Origin of the sequence: Pseudarthrobacter sp. NIBRBAC000502771 (genome assembly GCF_006517215.1) — a bacterium.
GTDB classification, from domain to species: domain Bacteria; phylum Actinomycetota; class Actinomycetes; order Actinomycetales; family Micrococcaceae; genus Arthrobacter; species Arthrobacter niigatensis.
In genome coordinates this window covers 3863506-3878789 of record NZ_CP041187.1, presented here as the reverse complement: position 1 = coordinate 3878789, position 15284 = coordinate 3863506, and the positions used below count along the sequence as shown (strand labels likewise).

Below are 15284 nucleotides of genomic sequence, written 5' to 3'. Positions count from 1 at the left end.
GGCGCGATGCCTGGTACACCTGAAGCCACCCCTGCCAAACAGGTTTCGGATGCACCAAGCCCGCGCCGTCTTTTGTCCACGGAGAAGGTCTACCAGGGCAGGATCTGGGACGTCGTCAGTGATACCTTCCAGCTCTCCGAGTCCGGCGACGCCCTCACCCGCGACTACATCGACCACCCGGGCGCCGTCGCTGTCCTGCCCATGAATGACGAAGGCCAGGTCCTGCTGCTGAAGCAGTACCGGCACCCCGTTGGCATGGACCTTTGGGAAGTCCCCGCGGGCCTGCTGGACGTCGAAGGCGAGGACTTCGTGGTGGGGGCGGCGCGGGAACTCGCCGAAGAAGCGGACCTGGCGGCAGGCACCTGGAACGTCCTGGCCGATGTCTTCAATTCCCCCGGATCGTCCAGCGAGGCCATCCGCATCTACCTGGCCCGCGACCTCACCGAGGTGCCGCACCACGAACGCCACGAGCGGACGGACGAGGAAGCGGAGATCGAATTCCACTGGATCAGCCTGGACGATGCCGTGGCCTCCGTCCTGGCCGGCCGCCTGCATAACCCTTCCGCCGTCGTCGGGATCCTTGCCGCTGCCGCTGCCCGTTCTTCCAGCTATGAGGGACTCCGCCCCGCCGACGCCCCCTGGCCCGCCCACCCCAGCCAGCGCTGATGGTGCCTGGTCCATCGGCTGAAGCGGTCCCGGAGGCCGAGCGGGCCCCGGACGCCGCCTCAGCGGACGGGGCAACAGCAGGCGGCGCCCCGGACCCCGTCCCGGCCGCGATCGACCGTGGAATCACCGACTATCTCCAGCACCTCGGCGTCGAACGCGGGCTGGCCGCGAACACGCTCGCAGCCTACCGGCGGGACCTGGCCAGGTACGCCCGCTACCTCGCCGGAGCCGGCTGCACACGCCCCGGTGACATCACCCGGCACCACGTGACGGGGTACGTCCGTGCCCTCTCGGACGGGTCCGACGGCGGCTCGGCCCTGGGCGTGCGTTCCGCCGCCCGGACCGTGGTGGCCGTCCGGGGCCTGCACAAGTTCTGGGCCCTGGAGGGCCACACCACGGCGGATCCAGCCAGCGAGGTACACCCGCCCATGGCCGGCAAGCGGCTCCCCAAAGCCATCAGCGTCGCTGAAGTGACCCGCATCCTCGAAGCGGCAGGAACTGACACCGCCACCGGGCTGAGGGACCGCGCCCTGCTTGAATTCCTTTACTCCACCGGGGCCAGGATCAGCGAAGCGGTGGGACTGGACGTTGACGACATCTCCCTCGCCGAACCGGGATCCGGGCCCGCGATCGTCCGCCTGTTCGGCAAGGGGTCAAAGGAACGCCTGGTGCCGCTGGGCTCCTACGGGGCCCGGGCACTCGATGCCTACCTGGTCCGCGGGCGTCCGCTGCTTGCCGCCAAAGGCAAGGGCACGCCCGCGCTGTTCCTCAATGCCCGCGGCGGGCGGATCAGCCGCCAGAGTGCCTGGACCATCCTGAAGGCGGCGGCGGAGAAGGCCAACATCACCCGCGACGTGTCACCGCACACGCTGCGCCACTCCTTCGCCACCCACCTTCTGGAAGGCGGCGCGGACGTCCGCGTGGTGCAGGAACTGCTGGGCCACGCATCCGTGACCACTACCCAGGTGTACACCCTGGTCACCGCCGATACGCTGCGCGAGATTTACGCCGCGGCCCACCCACGGGCACTGGGCTAGGACCCGCGGACACGAACGACAGGGGCGGTCACCGGCGCCCGCCCTGACATTAAGCTGGTGCCATGACCGCAGCCGCTGTGACCCTATGCTTCCTTCTCCGTGATGGGGAGAACGGTTCCGAGGTCCTTCTGGGGCTCAAGCAGACGGGGTTTGGCAAAGGCAAAATCGTGGGCATTGGCGGCCATGTGGAACCGGGGGAGTCGCACGCGCAGGCCGTGGTGCGGGAAGTCCTGGAAGAAACCGGTGTGGTCCTGCGGCAGGAAGACCTCCGTGATGCCGGCAGCGTGCACTTTGTCTTCCCGTCCCGGCCTGAGTGGGACATGGAAACCAGCCTGTTCACTGCCCGCACCTGGGAGGGCGAACCGGAACCCAGCGACGAAATCCTCCCCGGCTGGTTCCGCGTGGACACCCTTCCCGTGGACCGGATGTGGCAGGACGCGGACCACTGGCTTCCGGTGGTGCTGGAAGGCCGGAAGGTCAACGTGGTGGTCACCATGGCCACGGACAATGAGTCGGTCGCCTCATCGCGCAGCCTCCTGGGCCAGGCGGGCCGCCCACTGGACAGCTAAACCGCCGACGGCGGGGCAGGCACCAAAGTGCCCGCCCCGCCGTCGGGCGTTCCACGCCAGCGCTAGGGAAGGTGCCGTTCCTCCACGCCGTTGTATTCGCTCAGCGGCCGGATCAGGGAGTTGGCGTCCAGCTGCTCCATGATGTGCGCGGTCCAGCCGGTGATCCGGCTGGCCACGAACAGGGGAGTGAAGGTTGGGGTGTCGAAGCCCATCAGGTGGTAGGTGGGCCCGGCCGGGTAGTCCAGGTTCGGCTTGATGGCCTTGGCCTCGTCCATCGCAGTTTCCAGGCCGTTGTACAGGCCCAGCAGTTCGGGGCGGCCGTAGTGGGCAATCATCTTGTCCAGGGCGGCCTTCATGGTGGGAACCCGGGAATCGCCGTGCTTGTAGACGCGGTGGCCGAAGCCCATGACCTTCTTCTTTTGCGCCAGGGCGTCCTCCATCCAGGCCTTCGCCCGCGCCGCAGCCTCCTCGAGGGACTCCTCCTGCCGGATGCCGATCTCGTCGAACGTGTGCATCACAGCTTCGTTCGCTCCGCCGTGCAGCGGTCCCTTGAGTGCACCAATGGCTCCGGTCACTGCCGAATGCAGGTCCGAAAGCGTCGAGGTGATGACGCGGGCGGTGAACGTGGATGCGTTGAAGGAGTGCTCGGCGTAGAGGATCATCGAGACGTTGAAGGCCTCCACCACCTCCGGAACCTGCTCCTCGCCGAAGGCCATCCACAGGAAGTTGGCCGAATAGCCCAGGTCATCGCGCGGCTCCACGAGCTCCTGGCCGTGGCGGCGGCGCTGGTCATAGGCCACCACTGCCGGCATGGCGGCGAACAGGTCAACGGCCTTGGCCATGTTGGCCTCGCGCGAGGAGTCCTCTGCCTGCGGATGCCTGGCACCCATCACGGAGGCCGCGGTCCGGCAGACGTCCATCGGGTGCGAGGTCACAGGCAAGGCGTCGATGACCTGCTTGACCACCGGGTCAAGGGCGCGGCCCGCGCGTTCCCTCGCGGTGAACTCCGCCAACTGCTCCGTGGTTGGCAATTCGCCGTTCCAGAGCAGGTAGGCCACTTCCTCGAAGCTGCACCGGGCGGCCAGCTCCTGGACCGGGTACCCGCGGTAGAGCAGGGAGTTGGTGTCAGGGTTGACCTTGGAGACGGCGGTGTAATCCACCACGACGCCGGCGAGGCCCTTTTTGATCTCATTTTCAGCCATTGCTGAAACTCCTTTGTTCCTAAAGCCAGGTGTCCGGCAGGTGCCGGCGTTCCGGTGTGGTGCCAGGGCGGATGTCAGGTTCCGGGGATCCGGAAGTTGAAGACCCCGGTGTCAAAGTGGTTGTAGGCCTCGTAGTCAACAAGGTCGTAGAGCCGGGCACGGGTCAGCATGCTTGGAACCTGTGCCTCCTGGGTGCCGTCGGATTTGATCGATTCCAGAGTACGCTCAGCAGCGCCCATGGCACTACGGAGCAGGGTGACCGGATAAATGACCATGTTGACGCCCACGCCGGCCAGTTCATCCACGGTAAACAGTGCGCTCTTGCCGAACTCGGTCATGTTGGCCAGGATCGGCACATCCACCGCGTCCCTGATGGCCTTGAACTCGCTGAGGTCCTTCATGGCCTCGGGAAAGATCGCGTCTGCGCCGGCTTCGACCAGGGCTTTCGCCCGCTGCTGCGCCGCCTCCAGCCCATCGGTGGCGCGGATGTCGGTGCGGGCCATGATGAGGAAGTTCGGATCGCGGCGGGCATCCGCTGCGGCCCGGATCCGCTTGGTGGCGGTATCCAGGTCCACCACGTTCTTGCCGTCCAGGTGGCCGCAGCGCTTCGGGTTGAACTGGTCCTCGATGTGCAGGCCGGCCAGGCCGGCGTTTTCCAGCTCCTGCACCGTGCGGGCCACGTTCATCGGCTCACCGAAGCCGGTGTCGGCGTCGACGATCGAAGGCAGGTCGGTCATGCGGGCGATCTGCCCGGCCCGGGTGGCTACCTCGGTCAGGGTGGTCAGGCCGATGTCCGGCAGGCCAAGGTCGTTGGCAAGGACCGCGCCGGAAATGTAGACCCCGGCGAAGCCCTTTTCCTCGATGAGCCGGGCGGAGAGCGGATTGAACGCGCCCGGAAACTGCTGGATGGTGCCGGAGGACAGCAGTTCCCGGAACCGGATCCGCTTCTGCTCGGGGGTGGTCTTCGAATACAGCATCAGAAGAGTCCCTTCGGTGCCGCCGCCAGGTCGATGACCCCGGGCGCTGCAGTGATGTTCAGCTGGTCCAGCTCGCCGGCGGCCAGTTCGGGGAGGCGTTCGACGGCGGCGAGGAACCTTTCGATTTCAGCCTCCTCCACCAGCCCGGCGGCGAGGGTGCGGAACTTGTTGACGTACTGTTCGCGGGCGAACGGCCGGGCGCCCAGCGGGTGGGCGTCGGCGACGGCGATCTGGTCGGTGATGACCGTACCGTCCTTCAGCGTGATCTCCACGGAACCACCGAAGGCCTTCTCTGCGATGTCCAGGGAGTGGTAGCGCCGGGTCCACTCCGCGTCCTCCTCCGTGGTCACCTTGTGCCACAGTTCCACGGTGTCCGGCCGTGCGGCGCGTTCCGGTGCGTAGGAGTCCACGTGGTGCCACGCGCCGTCCTGCAGGGCAACGGTGAAGATGTACGGGATGGAGTGGTCCAAGGTTTCCCGGCTGGCGGTGGGGCTGTACTTCTGGGGGTCGTTGGCGCCGGAGCCGATCACGTAGTGGGTGTGGTGGCTGGTCTTGATCAGGACTGATTCGACGTTGGCCGGGTCAGTCACCTCAGGATGTTCACGGTGCAGCTTGCGTGCCAGGTCGATCCAGGCCTGCGCCTGGTACTCGGCGGAGTGTTCCTTGGTGTAGGTGTCCAGGATGGCACGCTTGGCTTCGCCCGGGGTGGGGAGCGGGACCAGGTAGGACGCGTCCGGACCGTCGAGCATCCAGGCGATGACGCCGTCTTCGCCTTCGTAGATCGGCACCGGTGAGGTCTGGCCGCGCATGGCCCGGTCGGCTGATTCGATGGCCATCTTGCCGGCGAACGCCGGGGCGTGGGCCTTCCAGGTGGAGATCTCGCCCTTGCGTGACTGCCGGGTCGCCGTGGTGGTGTGCAGTGCCTGGCCCACTGACTGGAAGATGGTTTCGACGTCGAGGCCCAGCAGTGTGCCGATACCGGCGGCAGCCGAGGGACCGAGGTGCGCGACGTGGTCGATCTTGTGCTTGTGCAGGCAGATCGCCTTGACCAGGTTGACCTGGATCTCGTAGCCGGTGGTGATGCCGCGGACCAGGTCGTGGCCGCTGGCGCCAACGTGCTGGGCAACGGCAAGGATCGGGGGAATGTTGTCACCGGGGTGGGAGTACTCGGCTGCCAGGAAAGTGTCGTGGTAGTCGAGTTCGCGGACGGCTACCCCGTTTGCCCAGGCAGCCCATTCCGGTGCAACCCGTTCCTCGATGCCGAAGACCTTGGAGCCCTTGCCGCCGGTGCTGGGACCGTGGGTAAGGGCCTGGGCCCGGGCCGCGACGATCGGAGCACGGTTCAGTGAGGCGATGGCCACCGAGGCGTTGTCGATGATGCGGTTGATCACCATGTCCGTCACTTCGTCCGTGACGGCGACGGGATCTGCCGCCACCTGGGCGATCTTGTAGGCAAGCTGGTCCTCGCGGGGGAGGTTTTCTTCGCTCTTGTAGACGCGGACGTGGTGTTCCTTAACCATGGTGCTCCTTCGGGTGGGATGCGTGGGTCGCTTTGACGTGGGAGAGGCTGCGGTGCAGGTGGACGATCGTTGCCGCCTCGGCGAGTGCCGGGTTGCCGGCGGCAATGGCCTCCGCGATGGCGGCGTGCTCGGCTGCCGCGGCGGTCAGGCGGTTGGCGTCGTCGGCGGCCAGCCGGCGGATCCGGACCAGGTGCACGCGCAGGCTGCGCATGGCCTGGGCCAGGTAGGAGTTTGAGATGGCGGCGTCGATGGCTGTGTCCAGCCTGCCCACCAGTTCGTAGTAATCATGCAGGGCGGGGTCCCCGCCGCTGATCAGCGCGGGGGCATTGAGCAGCTCGCACTGCAGGCGCTCAAAGGTGGCGGTATCCCCGCGCCGGGCAGCCAGTGCCGCGGCCTTGCCCTCCAGGGTTTGGCGCAGTTCGAACAGTTCGTCGATGTCCTCCAGGGAGATGTCGGTGACGACGACGCCGCGGCCGCCCGCCGTCGTGAGCCCTTCCGCCGTGAGGCGGCCCAGCGCCTCCCGCAGCGGTGTGCGCGAGACGCCAAGGCGTTCGGACTGTTCCACCTCGGCCAGGACGGTACCGGGCGCAAGGCGCCATTCGATGATGTCGTCCCGCAGTGCCGCGTAGGCCTTGTCGCTGGCTCGCATGGTGTCCTCCTTCCTCGGTGACACCATCAGTGTATACACAGCCGAAGAAAAGAGGCCAGCAGTTTTTAGAAATAGCGGAGTTGGGCGCAACTCTGTATACAAAACTCTTGTCGGCTGCCCCTGCCGGCGTCTACCATGGGCAGCATCACAACGTCGTGGACGGGATAACCTCATGGTCACCAACAGCTACCGGGACAGCTACCGCCGCAGTGTCGAACAGCCGGAAGAATTTTGGCTGGAGGCAGCGCAAAAAATCTCCTGGACGTCTCCGCCCGGCAGGGCCCTGGACTCCAGCCGGGCGCCGCTGTACAGCTGGTTCCCTGACGGAGCCCTGAATACCTGCTATAACGCCCTGGACCGGCACGTGGCAGAAGGCCGCGGAGGGCAGGACGCCCTGATCCATGACTCCGCCATGCTGGGAACGCAGCAGCGCTACACGTATGCGGAACTGACGGACCTCGTGGCACGCTTTGCCGGCGTGCTGCGGAGCCACGGGGTCGGCAAGGGAGACCGTGTGGTGATCTACATGCCCATGATCCCGGAAGCTGCCATCGCCATGCTGGCCACCGCCCGGCTTGGTGCGGTGCACTCAGTGGTTTTTGGCGGCTTCGCACCGAAGGAGCTTGCCGCGCGCATCCGCGATGCCGCCCCCGCTGCGGTGGTCACCGCGTCCGGCGGCATCGAACCGTCCCGGCGCATCGAGTACCTCCCGGCGGTCGCCGAGGCCCTTGGGCTGGCCGGCGCGCCGGACATCCCCGTCCTGGTCAAGGCACGCGCCGGCTTCGTGTCGGCCGCTGCGGACCACGCCGGCTGGCTGGACTGGGACACGGCCATGGACTCGGCCCAGCCTGTGGCCCCTGTCGCCGTGCAGGCCACGGACCCGCTCTACATCCTGTACACCTCCGGGACCACCGGCGCGCCCAAGGGGGTAGTCCGCGACAATGGCGGCCACGCCGTCGCCCTGCGCTGGACCATGGAAAATATCTACGACATCGGCCCCGGTGACGTCATGTGGACTGCGTCGGACGTCGGCTGGGTGGTGGGGCATTCCTACATCGTCTATGGGCCGCTGCTGGCCGGGGCCACCACGGTGATGTACGAAGGAAAGCCGGTTGGCACGCCCGACGCCGGGGCGTTCTGGCGCGTGGTGCAGGACCACCGGGTCAACGTGCTGTTCACCGCACCAACGGCACTGCGGGCCATCCGCAAGGCCGATCCTGAAGCATCGCTGCTGCGAAACTACGATGTCTCCAGCCTGCGGACGCTGTTCGCCGCAGGCGAGCGGCTGGACACGGACACGTTCCACTGGGCCTCCCGGGTCCTGGGCGTGCCCGTGGTGGACCATTGGTGGCAAACGGAGACCGGCTGGGCCATTTGCGCCAATCCGCGTGGACTGGAGCCGCTGCCCATCAAGGCCGGTTCCCCTACCGTTCCGATGCCAGGGTTCCGGCTGCAGGTCCTTGACGGCGGGGGCGGGGAAGTCGAACCGGGGATCGAAGGCAATATCGTGCTGGGGCTGCCCCTTCCGCCGGGCACCCTGACCACCCTGTGGGGAAACGACGAACGTTTCATCTCGTCCTACCTCCAGGCTTTCGACGGCTGCTACGCCACAGGCGATTCCGGCTACCGCGATGAGGACGGGTACCTGTTCGTCATGGGCCGCACCGACGACATCATCAACGTTGCCGGCCACCGGCTGTCCACCGGCGCCATGGAACAGGTGATCGGCCAGCACCCTGCCGTCGCCGAGTGCGCCGTGATCGGGCTCGCCGACCCCCTCAAGGGCCAGCGCCCCAGCGGCTACGTGGTGCTCAAATCCGGGGTCGACATCCCCGAAGACGTCCTGGCCAAGGACCTGGTGGCACTGGTTCGGCGGGACATCGGTGCCGTGGCGGACTTCAAGCATGTGACGGTGGTGGACGCGCTGCCTAAGACCCGGTCCGGAAAGATCCTGCGCAAGACCATGCGCCAGATCGCCGACGGCGACGAATATACGGTGCCCTCCACCATCGAGGATCCGGGCGTCATTGACCAGCTGATCGGCGCCCTCCGGGGCGGGACGGACGCCGGCTGACGGCACCGCCGGGAAATCCAGCCCTGCAATTCGTCAGCGGGCGTTCCAGCGGTACTCGTTTTCCGGCCGTCCCGGGGTTCCGTAGCGGGCGGTCCGGGAAACCGTGCCGGCGTCGGCCAGATACTCCAGGTAGCGCCGCGCCGTCACCCGGGACATGCCCAGCGAATCCATGACCTCGGTGGCGGACACTGCGTCGGGCTGGCCCCGGAGGAACTCCTGGACCGAGCCGAGGGTCGAGGTGGAAAGGCCCTTCGGGAGCGGAAGTTCCGACGGCGCCCGCAGGCTGGCGAACGCCTGGTCCACTTCGCTTTGCGAGGCGCCGCCCTTGCTGGGACCGCTGCCCGGATCCGCCAGTTGCTGCCGGAACTGGCGGTAGTTCTCCAGCTTGTCGGAGAACGTGGCGAACGTGAACGGCTTGATCAGGTACTGGACCACACCGATGGCAACGGCGCTGCGGACAATTGCCAGCTCACGCACGGCGGTGATGGCGATGATGTCCGCCAGGATCCCCGCCGACCGCATCCGCCGGGCGATGTCCAGGCCATGCAGGTCGGGCAGGTTCATGTCCAGCAGGACCAGTTCCACCGGCTTGCCCGCCGCAACGAATTCGTTCAGGAGCCGCAGTGCGGACTGGCCGTCCGGGGCGGTGCCCGCCAGCTCAAAACCGTCCAGCCGGCCCACGTAGGCGGCGTGGGCCGCCGAAGCGATGGCCTCGTCTTCGACGACGAGGACCCGGATGCTGCTCACTGTCTGTGCTCCTTCTCCGCGGACACCGCTGCAGGCAGGAATACTTCGAACTTGGCGTCGCGCCGGCCGTTAGTGGCCAGCGTACCGCCCAAACGCTGCACCGCCTGCCGGACCAGTGCCAGGCCAATGCCGCGGCCGCCCGCCCCTGCAGGCTTGGTGCTGAATCCGTGCCGGAAGATCTTTTCGGAATCCCCGGGGTCGATGGGAGCCCCGGAATCGTTCACGGCGATGTCCAGCCCCTCGTCGTCCGCCTCCAGCGTCAGCACCACGCGCCGCGGCGGCGGCGCATCCGCGGCCGCATCGATGGCGTTGTCCAGCAGGTTTCCCAGGATCGTCACCAGGTCCTGCACTGCAATCCCGGGTGCCGCGCCGGAGCCGAGGGTGGAGACATCCAGCTGGACGCCCCGCTCGTGGGCCTCGGCCACCTTGCCCATGACCAGTGCGCCCACCACGGGTTCGTCAATCGAGCTCACCATGTCGTCCGTCAGCTGCTGGCTCAAGGCCAGGTCCCGGGTGGCAAATTCGAGGGCTTCCCCGGTCCGGCCAAGTTCCAGGAGCGAGACCATGGTGTGAAGCCGGTTGGCGTGTTCGTGGGTCTGGGCCCGCAGCGCGTCGGACAGCGTGCGCATGGTCTGCAGTTCGTTGCCGAGGGCCTCGATCTCCGTCCGGTCCCTGAGGGTGGCCACCGTCCCGTAGACCGGAACCTTCCCGCGCGCCCCGGGGGATTCGGGGCCACGGGCAGGCCCCTGGTTCACCACCAGCACGCGCGAACCGGTCAGCACCATCTCGTCCTTGGTGGTGCGCCCGGAATCAAACAGGGCGCGCAGTTCGCTGTCCAGCGGGAGGTCCGCCAGCGACGGGGGCCGGGTGGGATCGTTACTGCCGTTGTCGGCCAGGCCAAGGAGCTCGGCAGCCTGGTCGTTGTACATCACCACGCGCTTCCTGGCATCGATAAGGATCAGCCCTTCGCGTACCGAGTGCAGGACCGATTCGTAGTAGGTGAAAAGCTGCGCCAGCTGCTCCGGCCCCCAGCCGCGCGTCACCCGGCGGAGGTACCTGCCCAGCAGCCAGGACGCAAGGGATCCGCCCACCAGCAAGGCAATGCCGACGGCGAGCAGGACCGGCAGGCGGCCGGTGAACGCAACATCGACGCTGCGGACGGTCACCCCGGCCGCCACCAGGGCCTTAACCGTTCCGCCCGCGTCCTTGACCGGAACAATGGTCCGGACCGAAGGGCCAAGGGTGCCGGCGGTGACTTCGGTGTAGGTGTGGCCGCGCAGTGCTTCATCAATGGAGCCGATGTAGGGCCGGCCCAGCTCCTCGTCCCGGGGGTGCGTCCAGCGGGTCCGGTCCGGAGCCATGATGGTGATGAAATCTATGTGGGCGGCGCTGGTGACGTCCTTGGCGTAAGGCTGCAGCAGGGCGGACGGGTCCGGCGTGGCAGCGGCCTGGAGCACCAGGGGATTGGCTGCGATCGAGGCAGCCACTCCCTCCATGCGGCGCCCCGCTTCGTCATACGTACGGTCCCGTGCATCCACGTAGGCCGCAGTCCCCACGATGGCAATGAAGGATACGACGATCAGCAGGTTCGCCAGGAAGAGCCGGCGGGCGATACTCCAGCGGTGGATCATGCTGCCTCCATCTGAATCCCGGGACTACTGCGACCAATATGAACGCAACGGTGAGCTGGATCACGGGGTGCCCAATGATGGATATCACATTGTACGGACGTGTTGAGCCCAGAGACTGCGCCGCAGCGTCTATCAGAATATCCACAAGGAGACACATCATGGCTTCTCAACGAGGAGAGTCGCTCGAGACCGCGACGCCGCGGCGCAAGGGACTGGACAAGTCCCACTACCTCTACATTGCCGTCATCGCCGCCGTCGTCCTTGGCGCGGTGGTGGGCCTGCTCTTCCCGGAGGTTGGCAAGTCGCTCAAGCCCCTGGGTGACGGCTTCGTCAAGCTCATCAAGATGATGATCGCGCCGGTCATCTTCTGCACCATCGTCCTGGGCATCGGCTCCATCGCCAAGGCGGCCACCGTCGGCAAGGTGGGCGGCCTCGCCCTGGGCTACTTCATCATCATGTCCACCTTCGCGCTGGCCATCGGCCTGGTGGTGGGCAACCTGATCCACCCGGGTGAAGGCCTGAAGCTGACGCCCTACGATCCCAACAAGAAGGCCGCCACGGACAGCACCGTGGACTTCCTGATGGGCATCATTCCCAGCGACATTCCGGTGCTGCCCACCCTGCTGGCCGCAATCCTGGTTGGCTTCGCACTTCAGAAGATGGGCGCCCAGGGCACCCCCATCCTCAAGGCCATCGGCCATGCCCAGGCCCTTGTCTTCCGCATCCTGATCATGATCATGTGGCTCGCCCCGGTTGGCGCCTTCGGCGCCATCGCCGCCGTCGTCGGAGCCACCGGCGTCCAGGCCATCGTGAGCATGTTCACCCTGATGATCGCCTTCTACATCACCTGTGCGCTGTTTATCGTCGTCATCCTGGGCGGCCTGCTGCAGGTTGTTGCCGGCGTGAACATCTTCAAGCTGATGAAGTACCTGGCCCGCGAATACCTCATCATCTTCTCCACCTCGTCTTCCGAAGCGGCGCTGCCCCGCCTGATCGCCAAGATGGAACACCTCGGCGTCTCCAAGCCCGTCGTCGGCGTCACTGTTCCCACGGGCTACTCCTTCAACCTGGACGGCACCGCCATCTACCTGACCATGGCGTCCCTTTTCGTGGCCAACGCCATGGGCACCCCGCTGGACCTCGGTGCCCAGATCTCCCTGCTGGTGTTCATGATCATCGCCTCCAAGGGGGCTGCAGGCGTCACCGGCGCCGGCCTGGCCACCCTCGCAGCCGGCCTGCAGGCACACCGCCCCGAACTGCTCGGGGGAGTGGGCATCATCGTCGGCATCGACCGCTTCATGTCCGAGGCACGGGCACTGACCAACTTCACCGGCAACGCCGTGGCCACCGTCCTGGTGGGCACCTGGGTCAAGGAGATCGACGGCGGCCAGGTTGCCCGCGTCCTCTCCGGCGAGGTTCCCTTCGACGAGCAGACCATGATCGCCGGCCACGGCGGGATGGCACCCAAGGAAGAGGGCGCACGGGAAGCCGCCAAGGCGTAGCCCCAGCCGCTCAACGACACGGAACCGCCCCCGCAGCCACGCTGCGGGGGCGGTTTTACGTTGTCCCCGCGACGAACCTTCGACCTCAGCTAGAGGTTCAAGGCTCAACATTCGCGGAAAGTCAAGCTCCGTCAAATACCGTGTCGGGCGCTGTAGCCTAGGGAACAGAACGAACGGCGCTGGTACGCCAGCGGCAGGAAATCACCGTCATCGAAAGTGTGGACAGATACGTGAGCAGCGAACAGGGTTCAGCAACTCTGGAGGGCACGGAATTCGACCTGGAAAACGCAGTGATGGGCCCCACTGGACGCCCATACCGCGAGTTCCCGGAACCTGCGCCGCTGCCCTCCCACGGTCCGGCCCGCGTCATCGCCATGGTTAACCAGAAGGGCGGCGTCGGGAAGACGACCTCCACCATCAACCTGGCCGCCGCGCTCGCCGAGTACGGCCGCCGTGTCCTGCTGGTGGACTTCGACCCCCAGGGCGCGTTGTCCGCGGGCCTCGGCGTCAACCCGCATGAGCTTGACCTCACCGTTTACAACGTCCTGATGGACCGCAAGGTGGATATCCGCGACGCCATCCACCAGACCGGTGTCGAAAACGTCGACCTGCTGCCGGCCAACATCGACCTTTCCGCGGCAGAGGTGCAGCTGGTCAATGAGGTGGCGCGCGAACAGGTCCTGGACCGTGCGCTGAAGAAGGTCGAAGACGACTACGACGTCGTGCTTATCGACTGCCAGCCTTCCCTGGGGCTCCTGACCGTCAACGCGCTCACGGCGGCCCACGGCGTCATCATTCCGCTCATCTGCGAGTTCTTCGCACTGCGTGCCGTTGCACTCCTCGTGGAAACGATCGACAAGGTGCAGGACCGGCTGAACCCCCGGCTTCAGGTGGACGGCGTGCTGGCCACCATGTACGACGCCCGGACCCTGCACAGCCGCGAAGTGATCACCCGGCTGGTGGAGGCGTTCGGCGACAAGGTCTTCGAAACCGTGATCAAGCGCTCCATCAAGTTTGCCGATGCCACCGTGGCTGCCGAGCCCATCACCAGCTATGCCGGAAACCACGTGGGTGCCGACGCCTACCGCCGGCTCGCCAAGGAGCTGATCTCCCGCGGCGGCGCACCCTAAGCACGCCGTGGCCGAATCCAAGCCCGGCTTCGAGGTCCGGCTGGCCAACTTCACGGGTCCGTTCGACCTCCTCCTGGGACTGATTGCCAAGCACCAGCTGGACATCACCGAAGTAGCCATCGCCACGGTTACGGACGAGTTCATCAAGTACATCCGCAAGCTGCAGCAGCTCGGTGAAGAATGGGCCCTGGACGAGGCAAGCGAGTTCCTGGTGATAGCCGCTACCCTCCTCGACCTCAAGGCGGCCCGGCTTCTCCCGGCAGGTGAAGTCGAGGACGACGAGGACATCGCCCTGCTGGAGGCCAGGGACCTGCTCTTTGCCCGGTTGCTCCAGTACAAGGCCTTCAAGCAGGTGGCGGGAATCCTGGGCGAAACCCTGGACCAGGAAGGGCGCCGTTTTCCACGCCAGGTGGCCCTCGAAGAGCATTTTGCGGCCATGCTTCCCGAACTCGTCTGGAAGCACACACCCCACCAATTCGCTGCCCTGGCCGAGGCGGCCCTGAGGCCCAAGTCGCCTGCGCAGCCACCGCAGGTAGCGCTCGGCCACCTCCACGGCAGCAACGTCAGCGTCAAAGAACAGGCCGAAGTGCTGGGCCGCAGGCTGCGGGAGGAGTCGCCGCTGACCTTCCGCTCGCTGATTGCCGATGCCGGTTCTACCCTGGTGGTCGTGGCCAGGTTCCTGGCACTCCTGGAACTGTTCCGGGACCGGGCCGTCTCATTCGACCAGCTGTCCCCGCTGGCGGACCTCGCCGTCCACTGGACGGCCGACCGCCCGGACTGGTCGGCGGAAAACCTAAGCGAAGAATTCGAGGAGCAACTGTGAACCCGTCACAGGACACGCCGCAGCAGGACGCCACCGGCCACGGGCCGGACTTCGCCCACCTTCCCGGCGGGGCCAAGGCTGCCCTGGAAGCGGTCCTCATGGTTCTGGACGAGCCGGCCACTGAGGAGGAGCTGGCGGCGGGGGTAGGGCTGACGGTCCACACGGTCCGCTCCCTGCTGGCAGAACTGGAACACGAGTATAACGGCTATACTGTTAAAGCCCCGGAGGTGGAGAGTGCCAGCAGCGCTGGTATCGGATCCAGTCCCCGGGGTTTTGAATTGCGGAACATCGCCGGTGGCTGGCGCATCTACTCCCGCGCGGAATTTGCCGACATTGTGGGCAAGTACGTGCTTGAGGGGCAGACTGCCAGGCTTACGCAGGCGGCATTGGAAACACTGGCAGTCATCGCGTACCGCCAGCCCGTTTCCCGGGCGCGCGTGTCTGCAATTCGCGGGGTCAATGTTGACTCTGTCGTACGGACGCTGGCCCAACGAGGGCTGGTCGAGGACGCGGGAACGGATCCCGAGTCCGGCGCAATCCTCTACCGGACTACCTCGTATTTCCTCGAACGGATGGGGATCAGTTCAGTGGAGGACCTGCCCCAACTGTCGCCGCATCTTCCGGGGCTCGACGGGATCGCAGAGTTCTACGACGCCGGGACGATGTAGGCAGGACACCCCTGCCTGCACCATCCATCCAGCAAGGGTTATTTATCAGGGCAGACGAAGTCTGCGCGGCTGGCTAAGGTTGTTTTTGG

The 15284-nt window shown here is 66.3% G+C and carries 14 protein-coding genes; 8 read left to right on the top strand and 6 right to left on the bottom strand.

Annotated elements, in window-relative coordinates; all coding sequences use genetic code 11:
- The first annotated feature begins 6 nt into the window (after positions 1 to 6).
- The 3 genes from NIBR502771_RS18075 to NIBR502771_RS18065 all read left to right on the top strand — a co-directional run bounded on the left by NIBR502771_RS18075 (position 7) and on the right by NIBR502771_RS18065 (position 2272).
- A complete protein-coding gene (locus NIBR502771_RS18075; RefSeq protein WP_141160917.1) occupies positions 7 to 666 on the top strand; it encodes an NUDIX hydrolase in 660 nt (219 codons plus the stop codon).
- Complete coding sequence (gene xerD, locus NIBR502771_RS18070) at positions 666 to 1703, top strand: site-specific tyrosine recombinase XerD (RefSeq protein ID WP_210411252.1); 1038 nt, start codon at positions 666 to 668, stop codon at positions 1701 to 1703. Before NIBR502771_RS18075 ends, xerD begins: the two co-directional genes overlap by 1 nt.
- A gap of 62 nt (positions 1704 to 1765) precedes the next feature.
- Positions 1766 to 2272: an 8-oxo-dGTP diphosphatase gene (locus NIBR502771_RS18065; RefSeq protein ID WP_141160916.1), complete on the top strand. Its 507-nt coding sequence runs from the start codon at positions 1766 to 1768 to the stop codon at positions 2270 to 2272.
- Positions 2273 to 2334: 62 nt separating this feature from the next.
- On the opposite strand, the gene NIBR502771_RS18060 is transcribed toward NIBR502771_RS18065, so the two are convergent.
- The 4 genes from NIBR502771_RS18060 to NIBR502771_RS18045 all read right to left on the bottom strand — a co-directional run bounded on the left by NIBR502771_RS18060 (position 2335) and on the right by NIBR502771_RS18045 (position 6620).
- Positions 2335 to 3474 carry a bifunctional 2-methylcitrate synthase/citrate synthase gene (locus tag NIBR502771_RS18060; RefSeq protein ID WP_141160915.1) on the bottom strand — a complete coding sequence of 380 codons (1140 nt, stop codon included), beginning with the start codon at positions 3472 to 3474 and terminating at the stop codon, positions 2335 to 2337.
- 74 nt (positions 3475 to 3548) lie between these two features.
- Positions 3549 to 4451, bottom strand: coding sequence for a methylisocitrate lyase (gene prpB / locus NIBR502771_RS18055; protein ID WP_141160914.1), 903 nt, complete (start codon positions 4449 to 4451; stop codon positions 3549 to 3551).
- Positions 4451 to 5971: an MmgE/PrpD family protein gene (locus NIBR502771_RS18050; protein ID WP_141160913.1), complete on the bottom strand. Its 1521-nt coding sequence runs from the start codon at positions 5969 to 5971 to the stop codon at positions 4451 to 4453. Before NIBR502771_RS18050 ends, prpB begins: the two co-directional genes overlap by 1 nt.
- Positions 5964 to 6620, bottom strand: a complete 657-nt coding sequence (locus tag NIBR502771_RS18045) for a GntR family transcriptional regulator (protein WP_141160912.1) — start codon at positions 6618 to 6620, stop codon at positions 5964 to 5966. Before NIBR502771_RS18045 ends, NIBR502771_RS18050 begins: the two co-directional genes overlap by 8 nt.
- Before the next feature lie 172 nt (positions 6621 to 6792).
- Here NIBR502771_RS18045 and NIBR502771_RS18040 point away from each other — a divergent pair, with 172 nt between their 5' ends.
- A complete protein-coding gene (locus NIBR502771_RS18040) occupies positions 6793 to 8694 on the top strand; it encodes a propionyl-CoA synthetase (RefSeq protein ID WP_141160911.1) in 1902 nt (633 codons plus the stop codon).
- 33 nt (positions 8695 to 8727) lie between these two features.
- On the opposite strand, the gene NIBR502771_RS18035 is transcribed toward NIBR502771_RS18040, so the two are convergent.
- The gene (locus tag NIBR502771_RS18035) at positions 8728 to 9441 is read right to left on the bottom strand and encodes a response regulator (RefSeq protein WP_141160910.1); all 714 of its coding nucleotides are present in this window, start codon (positions 9439 to 9441) and stop codon (positions 8728 to 8730) included.
- Positions 9438 to 11072, bottom strand: coding sequence for a sensor histidine kinase (locus NIBR502771_RS18030; RefSeq protein WP_141160909.1), 1635 nt, complete (start codon positions 11070 to 11072; stop codon positions 9438 to 9440). The genes NIBR502771_RS18035 and NIBR502771_RS18030 overlap by 4 nt, the downstream gene beginning before the upstream one ends.
- A gap of 158 nt (positions 11073 to 11230) precedes the next feature.
- Here NIBR502771_RS18030 and NIBR502771_RS18025 point away from each other — a divergent pair, with 158 nt between their 5' ends.
- The 4 genes from NIBR502771_RS18025 (at position 11231) to NIBR502771_RS18010 (ending at position 15195) form a co-directional block, all read left to right on the top strand.
- Entirely contained in the window at positions 11231 to 12574 is a 1344-nt protein-coding gene (locus NIBR502771_RS18025) for a cation:dicarboxylate symporter family transporter (RefSeq protein ID WP_141160908.1), read from the top strand.
- Positions 12575 to 12804: 230 nt separating this feature from the next.
- Positions 12805 to 13704 carry a ParA family protein gene (locus NIBR502771_RS18020; RefSeq protein ID WP_056331794.1) on the top strand — a complete coding sequence of 300 codons (900 nt, stop codon included), beginning with the start codon at positions 12805 to 12807 and terminating at the stop codon, positions 13702 to 13704.
- A 7-nt stretch (positions 13705 to 13711) separates the two neighbouring features.
- Positions 13712 to 14527, top strand: coding sequence for a ScpA family protein (locus NIBR502771_RS18015; protein WP_141160907.1), 816 nt, complete (start codon positions 13712 to 13714; stop codon positions 14525 to 14527).
- Positions 14524 to 15195, top strand: a complete 672-nt coding sequence (locus NIBR502771_RS18010) for an SMC-Scp complex subunit ScpB (protein WP_141160906.1) — start codon at positions 14524 to 14526, stop codon at positions 15193 to 15195. Before NIBR502771_RS18015 ends, NIBR502771_RS18010 begins: the two co-directional genes overlap by 4 nt.
- Positions 15196 to 15284: the final 89 nt, after the last annotated feature.

What these genes read in the sequence shown, in the direction of transcription:
- NIBR502771_RS18075 (WP_141160917.1), top strand. Translation starts at nt 7, where the DNA reads ATGCCTGGTACACCTGAAGCCACCCCTGCCAAACAGGTTTCGGATGCA.
- xerD (WP_210411252.1), top strand. Translation starts at nt 666, where the DNA reads ATGGTGCCTGGTCCATCGGCTGAAGCGGTCCCGGAGGCCGAGCGGGCC.
- NIBR502771_RS18065 (WP_141160916.1), top strand. Translation starts at nt 1,766, where the DNA reads ATGACCGCAGCCGCTGTGACCCTATGCTTCCTTCTCCGTGATGGGGAG.
- NIBR502771_RS18060 (WP_141160915.1), bottom strand. Translation starts at nt 3,474, where the DNA reads ATGGCTGAAAATGAGATCAAAAAGGGCCTCGCCGGCGTCGTGGTGGAT.
- prpB (WP_141160914.1), bottom strand. Translation starts at nt 4,451, where the DNA reads ATGCTGTATTCGAAGACCACCCCCGAGCAGAAGCGGATCCGGTTCCGG.
- NIBR502771_RS18050 (WP_141160913.1), bottom strand. Translation starts at nt 5,971, where the DNA reads ATGGTTAAGGAACACCACGTCCGCGTCTACAAGAGCGAAGAAAACCTC.
- NIBR502771_RS18045 (WP_141160912.1), bottom strand. Translation starts at nt 6,620, where the DNA reads ATGCGAGCCAGCGACAAGGCCTACGCGGCACTGCGGGACGACATCATC.
- NIBR502771_RS18040 (WP_141160911.1), top strand. Translation starts at nt 6,793, where the DNA reads ATGGTCACCAACAGCTACCGGGACAGCTACCGCCGCAGTGTCGAACAG.
- NIBR502771_RS18030 (WP_141160909.1), bottom strand. Translation starts at nt 11,072, where the DNA reads ATGATCCACCGCTGGAGTATCGCCCGCCGGCTCTTCCTGGCGAACCTG.
- NIBR502771_RS18025 (WP_141160908.1), top strand. Translation starts at nt 11,231, where the DNA reads ATGGCTTCTCAACGAGGAGAGTCGCTCGAGACCGCGACGCCGCGGCGC.